Here is a 16,531-nt window from a genome sequence, read left to right on the forward strand (position 1 = left end):
ACTCAAAGTAGTATGACTTATTGTGTTGTATTGAATTGAACAATTATATGATAAATAAAATATATCCTCGTACCGGAGATACACAGACCGTCTATCTTAATGCCGTAGTCAAAGACCCGTCAATAAAAGTAGGCGACTATACCATTTACAATGATTTTGTTTCAGACCCTCGCCTGTTTGAGCAAAACAACGTATTGTATCATTATCCCATTAACCATGAACGGCTGATAATCGGAAAATTTTGTTCTATTGCCTGTGGAGCAAAGTTTCTGTTCAACTGCGCCAATCATACCCTGAAATCACTATCGACATACACGTTTCCGCTGTTTTATGAAGATTGGGAATTGGATAAGGCAGATGTGGCTTCCGCTTGGGACAACAAAGGCGACATCGTGATAGGCAATGATGTGTGGATAGGTTATGAAGCCGTAATTATGGCTGGTGTCCATATCGGTGATGGGGCTATTGTTGGCACAAGGGCGGTTGTGACAAAAGATGTGCCACCCTATACTATTGTGGGTGGTGTCCCGGCTAAGGAGATACGAAAGCGGTTCAGTCCTGATATAATAGAACAGATGCAGGCTTTGAAATGGTGGGACTGGTCGGTAGATAAGATACGGGAGTTTTTGCCTTATCTGATGAATGGCAATTTAGAAAAAGTCGTGTCAATGAACAATAGGTAGCCGTAGCTATGAGAACGATAGCGGAAAAAATGTTGTCCCGGATAAATGCTGAAATAAAATTGCTCAATTATGACAATGATATTACAGCAGATGATGCTTTGCACATGGTAAAGTTCATCACTCCGCTATACAGTCAATTAAGAAAACTTGTATCAGACTATGTATTTCCAACAAATGAGGAAGAAGTTCACTTTTTCAAGGAAATCAAGCCTAATATCCTTGACAAATATCTGTATTTTAGTAAGGTTTATAGTATCGAAATGAAATGTCCCATTGGTAACAATGAGATTATCAAAGAATATTTGAACCAAGAATTAGAGGAATTAACCCGTTTCTTCCGTGACAATTTGGATTTTTATCAATACTATCGGTCAAAATCCACTTATATGGATAGTCTGTATTTCGTCCGCAAGAAAACGGATATTCAGTTATTGCTTGACAGTTTCCAATATGACCGTGACCCGTTGTTTTCAACGGAATACGATTATAAGGTCGCAAAGATATTATGTAACGAAATGTTGCGTATATATTTAAATCAACGGTTGGTAAAACTTGGAAACACTAATCAGGTAGAACACCACCTGCAACAACTGGATAAGTATATTTTTCGCTTTACAGGTAAAAAGGCATATCTTATTGAACTGGGATATTCTCTTGTATCTTCGGGTGACATCAATAATGGCAACGTGGAGATAAAAGAAATAATGAATTTCCTTAGCACGATATTTCATATTGATTTAGGGGATTATTACGCTTCATACATAGCCATGAAAGAGAGAAAAGACCGGACGGCATATCTTCATCATCTGATAGAGAGCCTTGTTAAGCGGATGAATGAAGATGATATGAAATAATCCTCTGTATTTCAATAAACAGAAGTACCATGTTTACCCCAACATGGTACTTTCTTTTTATAGTGAAATGTACGTTGAGAAATGGCATTTTTTCAGAGATTTCACACCGATTTCACTCTAAAATAGTTTGAAAAAAAGTAATACCATGATAGATATAACCATGACTTTTAGGTTATTTCTTCTCCCGAACTTTGCGGCAAATCAATAAGTTACAATATGGAGATTATAACATTTGAGTCAAAAGCCTATAAGGAACTTGACAACAAGATTACCGCCATAGCAGACTACATCTTCAATCACTTGGACGAAAACAAGACTGATGAAGATGAAATTTGGGTGGATAGTTACGAAGTCTGCACGTTCCTGAAAATCAGTGACCGTACTTTACAACGCCTAAGGGCGGCAGGAATGATTTCTTACTCCGACATCAAGGGGCATTACTTTTACAAAATTAAGGAAGTAAAGCGAATGTTGGAAGAACGCCTGATTAAGCGTGATAAGGAGTGTATAAATGAACTGATAACCAATCATCAGAAATATGTTAAGGAAAGAAGAAATTCTAAGCAGAACAAATAACGGTCTGCTTGTTTTTAAACATTACTTACCCGGTGACTGGCGTATTGGCAGGCACTTTCTTAATCCTCTTTATCAGGATAAGAAAGCATCCTGTAATATCTACTTCGACCGCCATAGCGGTATGTACAAGATGAAAGACTTCGGTAACGACAATTATAGCGGCGATTGTTTCTTCTTCGTGGGGCAGTTAAAGGGGCTGGACTGCAATAGGGCGGCTGACTTCGTTGAGATACTGGAAATCATAGACCGGGATTTGGGCTTGGGGCTGGCTTCCGGTACTCCGGTTTCCATTCCCCCGACAACCGTCTGCCGGGCAGTGCCAGACAAACCCGAAGAAATGCCCGAAAAGCCAGTCAAGCCCTACCAGTTCCGGGAACAAAAGTTCCCGCTTGCCGAATTAGTGTACTGGCAACAGTACGGCATCACGCCCGAACTGCTGGAACGTTACAAGGTCTGCTCGCTTCGGGAATACAACAGCGAAACGGCAGAGGGCAAGCCGTACACCTACACTTCATCGTTGGCAGAACCCATGTACGGCTACAAGGGCAAACAGCACATCAAGCTGTACCGCCCGTTCTCCACACCCCGCTTCCTCTACGGCGGCAGTTTCGGCGAAAACTATTGTTTCGGACTGGAGCAACTGCCCGCCAAAGGCGATACGCTCTTTATCACGGGTGGCGAGAAAGACGTACTTTCACTGGCGGCGCATGGTTTTCACGCTATCTGTTTCAACAGCGAAACGGTGACTATCCCGCCCACGCTGGTTTATCGGCTAACATTCCGTTTCAAACACATCATCCTGCTTTTCGATATGGATAAAACGGGCAAGGAAAGCTCACGCAAGCAGGAAAAACTATTGGAAGAATTTGGAGTAAAACGCCTGCTGCTACCGCTTCCGGGAACGAAAGAGGAAAAGGACATATCCGACTACTTCAAAGCCGGGAACACCCGTGAAGATTTCCTGAAACTGTTTATCGAATTTTTAGACAACCTGTATAGTGACACTTTGATTATGCTTAAATCATGCGAGATAGATTTCAACAACCCGCCTGCCAAAGCACAAGAGATTATTTCGGCGGGTGACGTTCCGTTAGGGACGCAAGGCAACTTGTTCGGCATCACCGGGGGCGAGGGAACGGGCAAGAGCAATTATGTAGCCGCAATCGTGGCGGGCTGTATATGTCCGACTGGTGCGGAAGTAGATACGCTGGGCATACAGATAACCGCCAACGGCAGGCACAAGGCGGTGTTGCTTTACGATACCGAGCAGTCGGAAGTGCAACTGTTCAAGAATGTAAGCAACCTGCTGGCACGTGCCAAACAGCCGGACAAACCCGATGAACTGAAAGCGTTTTGCCTGACGGGGATGTCACGCAAAGAACGCCTGAACGCCATTGTGCAGAGCATGGATAAATTCTACTACCAGTATGGCGGCATCCAGTTGGTCGTCATTGACGGCATCGCCGACCTTGTTAAGAGTGCCAACGATGAAGCGGAAAGCGTGGCGGTAATAGATGAACTTTATCGGTTGGCGGGTATCTACAACACCTGTATTCTTTGTGTGCTGCACTTTGTACCGAACGGTTTGAAGCTGCGGGGACATTTAGGTAGTGAGTTGCAGCGCAAGGCGGCTACTATTCTGTCGATAGAGAAAGACGATGAACCCGCCCAGTCAGTGGTAAAAGCACTGAAAGTAAGGGACGGAAGCCCGCTGGACGTGCCGCTGATGCTCTTTGCATGGGACAAGGAAGCCGGGATGCACGTGTACAAGGGCGAGAAGCCCCGTGAGGAAAAGGAGAAGCGCAAGGAAAGGGAACTGGTAGGCGTTGCCCGTGACATTTTCGGGCGACAGACACACATCACTTATATAGACCTTTGCGAACAGTTGCAGCAGGTCTTGGATGTTAAGGAACGCACCGCAAAAAGTTATATTCGCTTTATGCGTGAACGGGAGATTATCATTAAAGACCCGGTGAACCAAAGCTATTTTATGATAGGTCTTATTTAATCCGGTAGCCTTATGTATATAGATAAAGAAAATTTCGTGGTTTGGATGGAGCGTATTATGGATAGGCTCGATATGCAGGACAAAAAGATAGACCGTCTTTTAAGCGGTCACAATTTTCTGAACGGTGAAAAACTCCTTGACAATCAGGATTTGTGCTTTATGCTGAAAGTGAGTACCAAAACCTTGCAACGTTACCGGAAGAAAGGAATACTGCCTTACTTGACGTTAGACGGGAAATATTTCTACCGTGCAAGTGACATACACAAGTTAATCCGTGAACGCATGGATTGAGTGATAATCAATATCATATATTTTCTTCTTGAATCCTGTCTTGTTATGATAATAAGGCAGGATTTCATTTATTTATAAGGTTATTCCGGTGATTTTCGCTACTTTTGCAAAAGTAACATAAGAGAATAACGGCGGTTGAACAGTTTCGGCTGTGATTTCGTCTTTATATATAACAAACATAAGCGTTCCGCTGAACGTCCTGATACGAAAACTGGCAAATTTTCAAATTGAGGGGATATTCAGTGCAGGATACGTTATGCAATCGCATAGCGTGGTCTTGCCTGTTTCCTCAAAAGGTATTGCCAGTACCACGTATCGAAGCAGTGTAAGAACCACGCTTCTTTTTTAGGTACTGGCGGACAGTTAAGAATGAATTACAAACTGTTTAATACCTGATAGGATGAAACAAATTAAAGCGCATATCGCCGTATCTCTTGACGGACATACAGCCACCTTAAATAAGGAACTGGATTGGTTACCCGATGAAGTAAAAACTATCGTTGGCAAATACTATTTGGATGCAGATTGCCTGCTTATGGGGGCGAACACTTACAACTACATCTTTGAACACTGGGGCGGGTGGCCGCACAAAAGCAAACGGTCTTTTGTAGTATCACACTATGACACCAACGTAACGCCGGACTGCGGCGTGGAGTTCCTGACAGAAGAACCGCTGCAAAGGATTTATGAACTGAAACAGGAAACCGACATGCTGGTGGTAGGCGGCGGCAAGCTGCTTACTTCATTGATTAAAGCCGGACTGCTGGACAGCCTGACAATATACACCGTCCCGGTCATGGCGGGCAAAGGCATCGGCTTTATCGGGGAAACATCCGGCTCGCTGTGGAAGCTCTCGGAAAGCAGGGTGCTGGATAACGGGGTGGTCTGTTCGACCTACCTGTTTGGCGGGAGCGTATAAAAAATGCGCCCGGTTCCCGCCGGGCGCAACCACTAAAATTTCAATTATCATAAGTGGCAAAACCTATCACAATGAAATTCCAGCGGCAAAGATAGGCTATTTCTTCGGTTTCGCTTTCTTTTCGGGGAATGAAAAACCGACATTGAACTGTTCGTCCAGCACAAGCGAAGCATCGAAAGCCTTGCCGTTCTTGCCCTTGAAGCCCTTGATTAGCCCGGTCTTGCGTTTCGTCACCAGTTCGACAATCTGCTTGTCGGAAAGCTGCTTGTCGCACTTGTTGCGGAATATGGTAAGCGTGCAGTCCACGTTGGAACACTTCGCCACTTTCGGGTAGAACAGGATGCGCCCGTTATTGCATTTGGGGCAGGAACAGGTTTCACCGCCCGCAACAGATAACTGTACCGCAAGCAGTTCCGCCGTGATTTGGGCGGCGTACACCTCGATACCTTTTCGGAACGTGTCGGCATCCATGCTTCCCGCTTCTATCTTGGCAAGGGCGGTTTCCCACATGCCCGTCATTTCGACATCGGCAATCTTTTTGTCCTTGACAATCTTGTAAACGGCAAGCCCCTTGTCGGTGGGAACAAGGTTCTTCTTCTCACGCACGATATATTGGCGGGCGAACAGCGTTTCTATAATCGCCGCACGGGTGGCGGGTGTGCCTATCCCGGCATCTTTCAGGCTGGCTTTCAGTTCGGCATCTTCCAGTTCCTTTCCGGCGTTCTCCATTGCCGCAAGCAGGCTGCTTTCCGTGTGCAGCGGTTTCGGCTTGGTCTGCTTCTCCAACAGTTCCACGTTGGAAATCGGCAGGCTTTCGCCCTCTTGAAGCGGCGGCAGGCTGGCGGCTTCTTCATCCCCGCCCGTTTCCTGTTCGCCGAACACGGCACGCCAGCCTGCTACTTTCATCACAGACCCTTTTACCGTGAAGTCGGTATCTCCAGCCGACAATATGGCGGTGGTAACGTCTTTCACGCACTTGCCCGAAAAGGCTTCCAGCATACGCCCGGCTACCAGCTCGTAAACCGCCCGCTCGTCTTTGGTTAGTTCGCCGGGCAGGTTCTCGGTAATGATTAAGGCATGGTGGTCGGTCACTTTGCTGTCGTTTACGCTGCGGCGGTTCAGTGTTGCACCGTCCAGCCCGGCGGCATACCCGGCAAAGCGGGGGTATTGCCCTAACAGGGCGATGCGCTCCGGCATTTCATCGAAAACGTCCTCCGATATATAGCGGCTTCCGGTTCTCGGGTAGGACATCACTTTCTTTTCATACAGGCTTTGCGCTATGGAAAGCGTCTTGTCAGCCGAAAAGTTCAGCTTCGTGTTCGCTTCCTTTTGCAGCGTGGTAAGGTCGTACAAAAGCGGCGGTTCTTGGCTGGCTTCTTTCCTCTCGACGGATTTCACGGAAAGCCGCCCGGCATCCTTTACCCGTTGCAGGGCGGCTATCGCTTCGGGCTGTTGCTCCCACTTGGCAGTGGATTGGACGGTGAAAACTATTCCTCCGCTGGCGGTCGCCACTTTGAGTTGCCAAAACTTGGCGGGTACAAAATTCTTGTTCTCCAAATAGCGGCTGCATATCATCACGAGCGTGGGTGTCTGCACCCTGCCCAGCGAGAACACGCCCTGCCCGGCGGCTACGCTCAACGCTTGGGTGGCGTTTATCCCTACCAGCCAGTCCGCTTCGCTGCGGGACTTGGCAGAGAGGTAGAGGTTATCGTAACGCTCTCCCGGCTGCAAGTTATCCAGCCCCTCACGGATTGCCTTATCGGTAAGGCTGCTTATCCACAGGCGCACGAAAGGTTTCCGGCAGTTCAGGTAATGGAAGATATAGCGGAAGATTAGCTCACCCTCTCGCCCTGCATCGGTTGCGACAATAATCCTGTCGCATTGGTCGAACACTTCCTTTATCACTTTCAACTGTTTCAGCACGCCGGGGTCTGACTTGTAGCCTTTCTCGGCTTTCACCTGACGGGGGATTAGTTGGAAATCGGGCGGCAGTATGGGCAGGCTCTCCCTGCGGAAGTTCGCCACGCCGTAGGCTTCCGGCATGGCAAGCTGGATTAAGTGACCGAACGCCCATGTCACCATATACCCGTTGCCGGAAAGATAACCGTCATTACGCCCGGTCGCCCCGATGATGCGGGCGATGTCTTTTGCCACGCTGGGCTTCTCTGCTATCAATGCAATCATGTTGTTTCTTTTTTATGGTTTGTTACTGACTTGATTTTCCGTAAAATTTTACGGTCATAATAAATATGGTAACCGCCTACGTAATACTGGCGGTTGTGCCTGTCTATTTCTTTCCAGTCAGTTTTTAAAGAAAGGACTGTGAAGAAAATCAGGATGACAAGCGGAATAGCTATAATATAGATTAGCTGCATACCCTTTATAATTTCATTCCTTTGGACTTCTTGGGTTTGTCAGCTTTCAGGCTCTTGTCCTGCGCCTTATCCTGCTTCTCTTTCTGCTTGGCGGCGGGCTTGTCCTGACCCTGTTTCAACGGTTCTTTGCCCTGTTTGGTGGCTTCATTGGTTTTGCCCTCGGAATTGACTGCTACCTGCGTCCGGCTCTCGGCGGCGGGGGTAACGTCTTTCGGCTGTACCTTGTCGGGGGATTTGCCCAGTGCGCCGGGCTGCACATGACCGTTGAACTCAATGCCCTTGCCGTCCTTTAACCCGGCTACCTGCTGCTCTATGGGCTGTTGTCCCTGCTGCAAGAACTGGACGGCAGACCTCGGCAGGAACTCCAAGCCACGCTCCACCGCACTGACCTGCAAATAGGCACTGCGCTTCGTGCCGTCCCTGAATTGCAGGTTTTCCATTTTCACCGCTTGCCCGCCTTCAAAGGCGGCTTTCTGTTCCGGGCTGACTTTCACGCCGCAAATGGTGTCGGGGCATTTCCACTTGTCAGCCCGCATATACTCCAGTTCGTGCGTGTACCTGTCCCGGCTGACGAACACGGGGATTTGCTCGCCGCTTTTCGGGTCTTTGATTTCAGCGATGCCGCCCAAGTTGCCAGTGCCTTGCAAGTTACCCTGTTCCTGCTTGGTGAACCCGTGTTCATGGAACGGGCGTTGCAACAGTTTCTCGTCCTGCTGCACGCCGTGCAGCTTGGGTACTACCGTGCCGTCCTTTGCCTGATAGAAAGAGAGCTTGACATCGGTAGGTTTGAGGTAGAAGCCGCCCACCGTTCCCGAAACGGTGTAGGTGTTGCGGGACTTGTAGCCACGCATCACCCGGTCGAAGTCCTTCGTGTTTTTCAGTGTGTCGGCGGTGATGCCGACTTTTTTCAGGTTCTCCCAGTCGATTTTTGCCGGGTCGAAGCGGTAGCCCTGCTTGAACTCGTGGAAGTCGGGCTTCGGAACTCGTAACATTTCAACCCGATTGTTGCCCCCCAGCGTGGGATTGCGGTGGTTGTCCTCGATTGCCTTTGCTTCCCGTTCCGCTTCGGAAGCCTTGACGCTGAACAGTTCCAGCCCAGAAGTGTCCTGATACTTGCGGAAGAAATTGGAAATGAAGTTGCTGAACACATCGCTGTTCTTGTCCACCTGCATGAACTCGCCGCCGTGTCCGGTATTGGGTGGCACGGTCTGCAAATTGCCGTCCTTGTCGATACCTTTAACGACACTGACTTTTCCCTGCTGTTTATCCAAGACCAGCAGCACGTCTTTTTCCTGCCCCTCTGCGGGCAGGGTCATTCTGTTTGCCATAAATAATTGGAATTTTAGTGGTTATAGGAATAGTCCCGCCCAAAGGTAGCGACTAAATATGCTATATTTGGACGGGCAGCAAGGACTGTCCGAATTTGTCCAGTGGTGTCCTGATTTGTCTGAAATTACTCTTTAATTATGCAATATTGACATGGTTTACGCATTTGTGTTAAAACAAAAACCATAAATATCCTCAAAAAAAGTATACCTAATATCTATTCTCAATTATTTTTTCTATTTTTGAAAGAAAAATAATAGGAATATGGAAGTAAGTATATTAAATCGGCGTGCTACTCTTTTTGTAGTTCCACCAATAGAAGCAATAACAGAAGACAATTTGCAAAAATATATAAGTGCCTTTTCGGATTTAAAATTATTGCCATCCGTAAATAAGGGACTTGCTTTGAAAATCACTCCACAAGGTGTTATTCAAGAAACGGTTGTTTCTATTGAGATGAAATTAATAGATGATTCATTCAAAGTAACAACAGGACCAGATAGATTTGATATTTTCTCTAACCAAAAAGGACAAGATTTTAAATCTTTTTTAGAGAAACTTCATGAAACGATAAGTGCAATCAAACAAGTTTATACGGGACCAATAACTCGTTTAGCGCTGTGCTCTACTTTTTTATTTAATATGGATTTAAAGGCATTGCATAACTCATATATAAAAATTACCCAAAACAAAGATGAATATCCTGTAGAATGGCAATTACGTAAAGTGTTACGGAGTGAATTGGGGACAGATAATAAAATAACGATAAATAATGTAAGTACCATATCGAGAAATATAGCACAAATAGAAACAAAAGCATCTGCAGATGTGGTTATTTTGGATGTTGATATAAATACGTTGGTAGGAACTGATGTGAATTTAATCAAAAATTTAGAAAGTGATTTTTGGCAATATTCAGCTGACAAAATACAAAAAGAACAAGAATACTATTCAACACTCCTTGCAAATGAATAATTTTCAAGATATCAATTTTTTTAGTCAAAAAATTGATTTAATAGATGTTATTGGCGATATAAAGTTCCCAAAATTAGAAGAAAATACCTTTTTGAATGTGCTTTCTAGTGAGAAGCATATGCCTTTTTTTTGGATAATAGATAATGAGGAGGAACTAAAAAAAACAGATAGCTATTTTATAAATGAGGATATATTTTGTGAAGAATCGAATAATTCTATTCCGAATGTATTAAAATCAACCTACGAATCAACAGACAAATTTAAAAAAGAATATAAAGTTAAATTTTTATCTGTTATAAACTCTACAATATTTGAAAGTGGAGAAGATAATGATGCCACAATTCTTATGTCAAATCTTTTAGCAATAAATCATGATGCGACTTTAACTTTACTACAGGAGTACTTTATCAGTGCATTAGAAGATGAGTCTCTAAATGAGAATCTTATGGTTAAGATTTTAATAATGTTAGGTGATTATAGCTATGAAAATTTATATCCATATTCACAAGCTATGGCTATGGTAGCTTATAATGTTAAATCCATAAGAGTTATATCTGCTGTGTTTAATTTATTTGGACATTGGGGTAATAAAGCCAGTTTAAATATGTTGCTTAAATTCAATGCTCCCAAAGAACCATGGCTTTTAATTAAATATAATTCTTTAATTAAATCTTTGAAAGAAAGATGCTCTATGCTAGAAAGATAAGTGAAACTCCGTGGTTTATAAAACCATTATTAGATGCAGATGCTATATCAGAATTAGGAACAGATAATCATGATTTATCTGTGTGGGAAGTTCAAGATGATTTAAGCAATATGGATGATATTGCTTTAGCTTTAGCAATGTCAAGGTCTAAAATAGAAGAAATGTATATTGCATTATTGGATATTAATGAAATAAGTAGTCAATACGGTTGGGAAATGCAATTCAATAAGTTGGCTGGTAATTCATATTATTCGTTAATTAATAGTGCACATACTAATTTTATTGTTGAAACATTTTGGCAACAAGGTTTTTTAGCAGAATATATAAAGGAACATATATTGATTGATTGTAAGAAATTCAAATATTATAATGTTTTAGACTTGGAAAACATTCTTTATAAATCAGTAAAAGCAGGAACGCTAACTATAGATGAAATAAAATCAAGGGGAGGAGACTGGAAAAAAGTCTTATCAAAAATGGAAAGCACTTATGGTGTAATATCTTAAATAAAAAAGATGTATATATCAAATATAGGAAAGTGAACGATTAGCATTTATTTGCCAACTGTTCACTTTGATTTTTCACTAATCTGCATTTGATTTATTCCCTAATCAAATGGCATAGCTTCGGGTCGTTCTTTATCCGAGTTATCTCGTCCTCGACAATCTGCCGGATTTCCTGACGGATGTGGTCATAGTTGGCTTGTATCTCCTCCTGCATCCGGTCGTTGCCGTCCTTGTCGGTGAAGTCGATTATCTGCGGCAACTTCACGTAACGGGCGGTTTCCCGCTTCACCTTTTCATTGTCCACCACGATTTCACAGTGGAAAATCTTCTGCTCTATCCGTTCATCGAAGTTGTCCGCCACAGCACCCACGAACATACCTTGAATTAGGATATTGTGCAATAACTACTGATATTCAATTAGTTACATTTTGCAATGTGTACGAAAGGTGTACGCAATGAGAGATTATAGGAAAACGCATACAACTGATTTATGGAATTTTTACAGCTGTTTGGAATTTTTAATTGGGTTGGTTTTCGTTGTTTCTCCCGATTTTGGAGGTTTGCTCGGCCGATTCTGATATAATAAATGGCTGGGGAAAAGAGAAAGGGTTAGCGTTGGTTGTGACGGTTAACAATTCAAAGTCTTTCTCTTTTCCCCAGCGATGATATTTGAGGGTTTAAATAATAGTATAGATAGTTATGGCTATATATCATAGGGCTATACTATACTTTCGCATTATCCCATCAATTGAAGTGGCAGCCAACCCAGCAATAGCCTATTTCTCATCGATTCCTATAAGATTTTCACCCGAAAATTTGGTTGTTACCAAAAAGTAACGTAATTTTGTGACCGTAAAGTAACATATCGTATCATGGTTCTTGAACGAAACAGAGAGGAAACCGAAAAGAAAATACTTGAGGCTGTCGGGCGGATTATAGCTGCCAATGGCTTTGAGAAAGTTGGTGTTAATGCAGTCGCAGCCGAATCAGGGTTGTCTAAAATGCTTATATATAGATACTTTGACTCCCTTGACGGATTGCTTGCCGCCTATATCAAACGGAATGATTATTGGCTGAACATTGATTTGGAAGTCCCTTCCAATAAAGAAGAGGTAATCCCTTTTGTTATCGGCATATACCAATCCCAAGTGGAACAGCTTAGGTCAAACATCATCATGCGTAGGCTGCTGAGGTGGGAATTGACTGCACATAATGATATGATAGTAAGAATTCGAGAGAAAAGGGAAGAGAGAGGAACTGAGCTTATACGGATTGTTAGCGGTCTATCCGGGAAACCGGAAAATGAGATTGCTCCTATGGCATCTTTAATATCAGCCTCCATAACATATCTGGTCTTGTTGTCTGACTGTTGTGACATATATAACGGAATAGCTATCAATTCTGACAAAGGCTGGGAAACAATTTTGCACAGTATAGAAGAAATCGTGAACAAGTATATAGGTTAATTTAAAGGACACTAAAAACAGAATTCATTATATAGGTATTGTTACCTATGGGTAACATAAAAGAGAACAACAAATGAAGAGATTTATGATAGTATTATTTTTGTCGTGGCTACTGTGCCTTTCTTCATGCAACGAAGAAATGGTTGAATACCGCTCAAACGACCTTAAAGTAGCCATTGAACCCGGAGAGGAATATCTGCATGATTTTCCGTTGTTCATGGGTATCAAGAAAAAGAATCCGCCTCAGATTGCCATTTGGGTGGAAGATATGGAGGGAAAGTATCTCTCCACAATTTATGTGTCGCATAAGATTGCCACACAATCTTGGCAGGCAGCAGGAGGAAACCGACGCAAGGAGGCATTGCCGCACTGGTGTCACCAGCATGGAATAAAATATAGCGACGGATTATATCTGCCGACTAAGGAAGAACCTGTGGCCGATGGAATATCCGGCGCAACACCCCGTAGTGGATTTGATGTGAAAATGACTCCATACGGAGGGCTGAAAAAATTTGTCTTGAAAGTTGAAGTGAACCATTCGACCGACTTTAATGACAATTGGCCCAAATCAGCAAAAGAAGGAGATGCCAACTATTCAGGAGGGAAAGAAGGGAGCGGACAACCAGCGGTAATATACGCTGCAATAGTTGACTTGACAAGTAACAACCATATATTTGAGGCTGAACTTATAGGCCATAGCAGTCCGGATGGCAGTGATGGCAACATAGATACTGACATTTCATCACTCACCACAGCATTGCATATCGTGAAACGAATAACAGTAGAGATACAATGAGAACCGTAATGATATTCATGATTCTATTTTTGTCGTGCCTTGTGACAAAAGCAGAGATAACGGAGAAATTAAATTATTCAACATCAATCGGATGTGGAATGGATTTCTCCCAACCTATCCAAAATCCCTTTGAATGGAAAATCGGAGTTCGGTACGGGTTTAACAATCGGTTTGAGGCTGGAATTGGAACTGGTTTACTTACATATGAGAAACTCATGCTTCCCTTATATGGCGATTTGAAATTTCGAATAATTCGTCCTCGGAAAATTACACCATACATTCAAATTCAAGGTGGTTATGGTTTTGCTTTATGTAGGCAATCAAATGGAGGAGTACATCTCAACCCAAATGTCGGAGTGGAATATTCTCTGAAATACAGACTAAAAATATTCCTATCTCTTGGATATTCGTTGCAAAAACTTGAAAGATTGAAAACCCATGAAGATGGATTTTTTCACAAGGAGTTCAATGAAAAACTATCGCATAACACATTTAACATAAGTTTTGGAGTGATATTCCAATAATACCACTTGGAGCAATTAATCATACAATATAGGAATGAAGAAGGCAAATTGTTTTCTTCATTTTTATATATGGCAAAAAATATTAATTAACCGAATTAAAACCATTTTCGCAATGAACAGAGTTTTGATTTTGGATGCCAATTCTTCTGACACAAGGTTCATGTCAGGCTTGCTTACGAAAGCAGGATATGAGCCGATAGTGGCAGAGAATATGGACATCGGAAAGAAGGAAGTGGCGAAACTGCCACTCGGAGCTGTCGTTGTCACGGCGATGAGGTTCCACCGTGGCACGGCACGAGAGTTGATAAAGTGGCTTAAAGCGGAGGGATACCGATTCCCCGTGATAGCCGTAGTGGATAACCTTAACGGTCTTGACGCAATCGAGGTGATGCAGGATCACGGTGCTGTCGCCGTTGTCCAGCGTCCAGCCCTTGACAAGCAACTGACTGAAACGGTGGGGAAATATGTACGACCTGCTGATTCGGTGGGATTGACCGGGGACGCTCTGATTCCACGACCAAGTGATGAGTTCAGGGCAATTGAGCGTGAGGTAAGCCGCATCGCCGCATCCAAAGCCAATGTCATAATCTTCGGCGAGAGCGGCATGGGCAAGGAACACATAGCACGGGAGATTTACCGCCGTAGCAACCGTACCGACAAACCTTTGACGGTACTTGAGGCCGGGGGTGCTGCTCTTGTCGGGAAACATGACCCGGCATCGGGGAACAGCGAGATGTATAACCGCATCAAGGGCTACTTCAATAATGCCGCCGGAGGCACAATCATCATCAAGAACATCCACCTATTGAATTTCGACAAGCAATCGGTGTTCCTGCATATCCTATCAACGGAACATCCCGATGTGAGGGTTATATGCACCGCAGAGCCGGAACTGTTGGAGATGGTCACCGAAAAGACTTTCCGACCGACGCTGTTCTTTCATCTGAGGGAGGTCGATATTACCGTGCCTCCATTGAGAAAAACATCCGGGGACATCGTGCCGATTGCCGAGTTCTTCCTCTACTGTCACGCTGACGGGAACAAAGGACAGGTCAAACGTCTTGATGCATCGGCTGTGAAAGCGTTGAAGGTGCATATATGGCCGGGCAATATCCGTGAGTTGAGGAATGTCATTCTTCTCGCCGCAGATAATGTCGATGGAGACGTTATCACCGCCACGGATTTGCCGATAAGCCACTCGTCGCCCGAAACAAGGGACAGCCTGAGACTCCGTAACCCGAACACCGAGAGACAGATGATAGCCGACGCATTGACGCAGACCGACGGTAATCTGACCCAAGCAGCCAAACTGTTGGGCATCGGTCGTTCCACAATGACCTACAAGGTCAAGCAGTACGGACTGAAACAATAAGGACGTGTGAACGCCTGTTAATTCGCCGAAAATGATTAACTTTGTGGCGAATTTAGAAATAAATGGCGGTTGGAGAGCCAACCGCATCGAACTGATAACATAACGTAAGACGCTTATAGCCTTATCTGAAGATCTGGACAATTTTCATTACCAAAAGCTATAGGTCGGTGCTTGCGCTATGCGATTGCATAGCGTACATCCGCCTATTTTGGTAAAGCCAGTCCAGAGGCTCAGAGAGTATGGTGGATGTGCGCTTTTTTGCTGCCCATAACTCTGACAAATGTTGAACACACTGACAAGGTTCAAAAAATATCGGCTTTAACACTCCTGAAATCCGAAAAGCCTTTAAGATTATAACCCGCTGAAAGCACACGACTTCCGAATTAACATTTTATTCTCCAATCCATTTCCGATGCGGCACGGTTTATCATTGCGAAAATTCTAAACGTAATGTATAACACTAAAAACAGCCCCGATAAATGGATGTATTTTCACTTACCGAGACCGAGTTCTTCCGAAAGCTGACAGAAGGAAAGAACGACAACCTGCACATAGCCTACAAGGACTTTGTGTTACAGGTCAGCGAGTTGTGCAACAAGGAAACACACAAGGGATGCGTCATCACCGCATTGCTCTATGTGGAGGTGGAAATCAGCCACCTGCAAACCTCGGCACAACGCCAAGAGGTCAACAACACCCTCACATCGTTCATCACCAAAGCCTTGAACTTCGTAAGGCACACGATTACCCACTACAAGGAACTGTCGGCACACGCTGTCACCGAGGAAAACATCATTGACGGCATCAACTTAAAATGGACTGAAAAGAAGGTGGCTCTTGTTGAATTGGGCTATGCCTTCAAGGTCGCCAAATGCTTCGGCGATAATATCTCCGTGAGGGAGATTGTGACCAAGCTCGCCAGACTGTTCCATGTCGATATGAGCGACAACTACATCTACAAGAAATACAGCGAGATTCGTGTCCGAGGCCGAAACAGCCGCACATATTTCATCGACACTCTCACCGAAATGTAGATAATAACTGAAAAGTACTCCACTTAGTAATTGAAAAGTATACCACTAAGTGCGTCTGATTAGACGGTTCAAATATAGTTATTTTTCATTGGATTTCAACATTTTTTGTGTTTCTTTCAC

At 44.0% G+C, this 16,531-nt stretch carries 17 protein-coding genes and 1 pseudogene; 14 read left to right on the plus strand and 4 right to left on the minus strand.

The annotated features are described in order from the left end of the window. Window positions 1-47: 47 nt before the first annotated feature. The 6 genes from ACW6QF_RS16575 to ACW6QF_RS16600 all read left to right on the plus strand — a co-directional run bounded on the left by ACW6QF_RS16575 (window position 48) and on the right by ACW6QF_RS16600 (window position 5,331). Window positions 48-683: a CatB-related O-acetyltransferase gene (locus tag ACW6QF_RS16575; protein ID WP_456088621.1), complete on the plus strand. Its 636-nt coding sequence runs from the start codon at window positions 48-50 to the stop codon at window positions 681-683. An 8-nt stretch (window positions 684-691) separates the two neighbouring features. Then, window positions 692-1,537, plus strand: coding sequence for an RteC domain-containing protein (locus ACW6QF_RS16580; protein ID WP_413643050.1), 846 nt, complete (start codon window positions 692-694; stop codon window positions 1,535-1,537). A 216-nt stretch (window positions 1,538-1,753) separates the two neighbouring features. Beyond that, window positions 1,754-2,113, plus strand: coding sequence for a helix-turn-helix domain-containing protein (locus ACW6QF_RS16585; RefSeq protein ID WP_004325475.1), 360 nt, complete (start codon window positions 1,754-1,756; stop codon window positions 2,111-2,113). Beyond that, window positions 2,076-4,121, plus strand: coding sequence for an AAA family ATPase (locus ACW6QF_RS16590; protein WP_456088622.1), 2,046 nt, complete (start codon window positions 2,076-2,078; stop codon window positions 4,119-4,121). The genes ACW6QF_RS16585 and ACW6QF_RS16590 overlap by 38 nt, the downstream gene beginning before the upstream one ends. 12 nt (window positions 4,122-4,133) lie before the next feature. After that, a complete protein-coding gene (locus ACW6QF_RS16595; protein ID WP_135952764.1) occupies window positions 4,134-4,412 on the plus strand; it encodes a helix-turn-helix domain-containing protein in 279 nt (92 codons plus the stop codon). Between the two features lie 400 nt (window positions 4,413-4,812). Then, window positions 4,813-5,331 (plus strand): dihydrofolate reductase family protein, encoded by a 519-nt coding sequence (locus tag ACW6QF_RS16600; protein ID WP_456088623.1) that lies wholly within the window; start codon window positions 4,813-4,815, stop codon window positions 5,329-5,331. A gap of 96 nt (window positions 5,332-5,427) precedes the next feature. Here the strand turns inward: ACW6QF_RS16600 and ACW6QF_RS16605 are convergent, their stop codons facing one another. The 3 genes from ACW6QF_RS16605 to ACW6QF_RS16615 are packed head-to-tail and all read right to left on the minus strand — an operon-like array spanning window position 5,428 to window position 9,034. Then, the gene (locus ACW6QF_RS16605) at window positions 5,428-7,515 is read right to left on the minus strand and encodes a DNA topoisomerase 3 (protein ID WP_456088624.1); all 2,088 of its coding nucleotides are present in this window, start codon (window positions 7,513-7,515) and stop codon (window positions 5,428-5,430) included. Next, a complete protein-coding gene (locus ACW6QF_RS16610; RefSeq protein WP_456088625.1) occupies window positions 7,512-7,706 on the minus strand; it encodes a hypothetical protein in 195 nt (64 codons plus the stop codon). Before ACW6QF_RS16610 ends, ACW6QF_RS16605 begins: the two co-directional genes overlap by 4 nt. A gap of 5 nt (window positions 7,707-7,711) precedes the next feature. Next, the gene (locus ACW6QF_RS16615) at window positions 7,712-9,034 is read right to left on the minus strand and encodes a DUF4099 domain-containing protein (RefSeq protein WP_456088626.1); all 1,323 of its coding nucleotides are present in this window, start codon (window positions 9,032-9,034) and stop codon (window positions 7,712-7,714) included. 262 nt (window positions 9,035-9,296) lie between these two features. On the opposite strand from ACW6QF_RS16615, the gene ACW6QF_RS16620 reads away from it, so the two are divergent. Genes ACW6QF_RS16620 through ACW6QF_RS16630 form a run of 3 tightly spaced genes read left to right on the plus strand, consistent with a single transcriptional unit; the run spans window position 9,297 to window position 11,219 of the window. After that, window positions 9,297-10,007, plus strand: a complete 711-nt coding sequence (locus tag ACW6QF_RS16620; protein ID WP_456088627.1) for a hypothetical protein — start codon at window positions 9,297-9,299, stop codon at window positions 10,005-10,007. Continuing rightward, window positions 10,000-10,713 carry a hypothetical protein gene (locus ACW6QF_RS16625; RefSeq protein ID WP_456088628.1) on the plus strand — a complete coding sequence of 238 codons (714 nt, stop codon included), beginning with the start codon at window positions 10,000-10,002 and terminating at the stop codon, window positions 10,711-10,713. The genes ACW6QF_RS16620 and ACW6QF_RS16625 overlap by 8 nt, the downstream gene beginning before the upstream one ends. Further along, window positions 10,692-11,219: a hypothetical protein gene (locus ACW6QF_RS16630; protein WP_456088629.1), complete on the plus strand. Its 528-nt coding sequence runs from the start codon at window positions 10,692-10,694 to the stop codon at window positions 11,217-11,219. The genes ACW6QF_RS16625 and ACW6QF_RS16630 overlap by 22 nt, the downstream gene beginning before the upstream one ends. A 94-nt stretch (window positions 11,220-11,313) precedes the next feature. Here ACW6QF_RS16630 and ACW6QF_RS16635 read toward each other — a convergent pair. Further along, a pseudogene (locus ACW6QF_RS16635) lies at window positions 11,314-11,607 on the minus strand (conjugal transfer protein TraG); the annotation flags it as partial. Window positions 11,608-12,091: 484 nt separating this feature from the next. Between ACW6QF_RS16635 and ACW6QF_RS16640 the strand changes: the two are divergent. From ACW6QF_RS16640 to ACW6QF_RS16660, 5 genes are all read left to right on the plus strand, one after another. After that, on the plus strand, window positions 12,092-12,685 hold the full coding sequence (locus ACW6QF_RS16640; RefSeq protein WP_456088630.1) for a TetR/AcrR family transcriptional regulator: 594 nt from the start codon (window positions 12,092-12,094) through the stop codon (window positions 12,683-12,685). An 85-nt stretch (window positions 12,686-12,770) separates the two neighbouring features. Then, window positions 12,771-13,481 carry a hypothetical protein gene (locus tag ACW6QF_RS16645; RefSeq protein ID WP_456088637.1) on the plus strand — a complete coding sequence of 237 codons (711 nt, stop codon included), beginning with the start codon at window positions 12,771-12,773 and terminating at the stop codon, window positions 13,479-13,481. Between the two features lie 41 nt (window positions 13,482-13,522). Continuing rightward, complete coding sequence (locus tag ACW6QF_RS16650; protein ID WP_456088631.1) at window positions 13,523-14,005, plus strand: hypothetical protein; 483 nt, start codon at window positions 13,523-13,525, stop codon at window positions 14,003-14,005. Window positions 14,006-14,117: 112 nt separating this feature from the next. After that, on the plus strand, window positions 14,118-15,377 hold the full coding sequence (locus ACW6QF_RS16655) for a sigma-54-dependent transcriptional regulator (protein WP_456088632.1): 1,260 nt from the start codon (window positions 14,118-14,120) through the stop codon (window positions 15,375-15,377). Window positions 15,378-15,856: 479 nt separating this feature from the next. Then, on the plus strand, window positions 15,857-16,411 hold the full coding sequence (locus ACW6QF_RS16660; protein WP_456088633.1) for an RteC domain-containing protein: 555 nt from the start codon (window positions 15,857-15,859) through the stop codon (window positions 16,409-16,411). Window positions 16,412-16,531: the final 120 nt, after the last annotated feature.

The organism is Parabacteroides sp. (genome assembly GCF_977054455.1).

Coding starts and splice junctions, on each gene's coding strand:
- ACW6QF_RS16575 (WP_456088621.1), top strand. CDS start 48: ATGATAAATAAAATATATCCTCGTACCGGAGATACACAGACCGTCTAT.
- ACW6QF_RS16580 (WP_413643050.1), top strand. CDS start 692: ATGAGAACGATAGCGGAAAAAATGTTGTCCCGGATAAATGCTGAAATA.
- ACW6QF_RS16585 (WP_004325475.1), top strand. CDS start 1,754: ATGGAGATTATAACATTTGAGTCAAAAGCCTATAAGGAACTTGACAAC.
- ACW6QF_RS16590 (WP_456088622.1), top strand. CDS start 2,076: ATGTTAAGGAAAGAAGAAATTCTAAGCAGAACAAATAACGGTCTGCTT.
- ACW6QF_RS16595 (WP_135952764.1), top strand. CDS start 4,134: ATGTATATAGATAAAGAAAATTTCGTGGTTTGGATGGAGCGTATTATG.
- ACW6QF_RS16600 (WP_456088623.1), top strand. CDS start 4,813: ATGAAACAAATTAAAGCGCATATCGCCGTATCTCTTGACGGACATACA.
- ACW6QF_RS16605 (WP_456088624.1), bottom strand. CDS start 7,515: ATGATTGCATTGATAGCAGAGAAGCCCAGCGTGGCAAAAGACATCGCC.
- ACW6QF_RS16610 (WP_456088625.1), bottom strand. CDS start 7,706: ATGCAGCTAATCTATATTATAGCTATTCCGCTTGTCATCCTGATTTTC.
- ACW6QF_RS16615 (WP_456088626.1), bottom strand. CDS start 9,034: ATGGCAAACAGAATGACCCTGCCCGCAGAGGGGCAGGAAAAAGACGTG.
- ACW6QF_RS16620 (WP_456088627.1), top strand. CDS start 9,297: ATGGAAGTAAGTATATTAAATCGGCGTGCTACTCTTTTTGTAGTTCCA.
- ACW6QF_RS16625 (WP_456088628.1), top strand. CDS start 10,000: ATGAATAATTTTCAAGATATCAATTTTTTTAGTCAAAAAATTGATTTA.
- ACW6QF_RS16630 (WP_456088629.1), top strand. CDS start 10,692: ATGCTCTATGCTAGAAAGATAAGTGAAACTCCGTGGTTTATAAAACCA.
- ACW6QF_RS16640 (WP_456088630.1), top strand. CDS start 12,092: ATGGTTCTTGAACGAAACAGAGAGGAAACCGAAAAGAAAATACTTGAG.
- ACW6QF_RS16645 (WP_456088637.1), top strand. CDS start 12,771: ATGATAGTATTATTTTTGTCGTGGCTACTGTGCCTTTCTTCATGCAAC.
- ACW6QF_RS16655 (WP_456088632.1), top strand. CDS start 14,118: ATGAACAGAGTTTTGATTTTGGATGCCAATTCTTCTGACACAAGGTTC.
- ACW6QF_RS16660 (WP_456088633.1), top strand. CDS start 15,857: ATGGATGTATTTTCACTTACCGAGACCGAGTTCTTCCGAAAGCTGACA.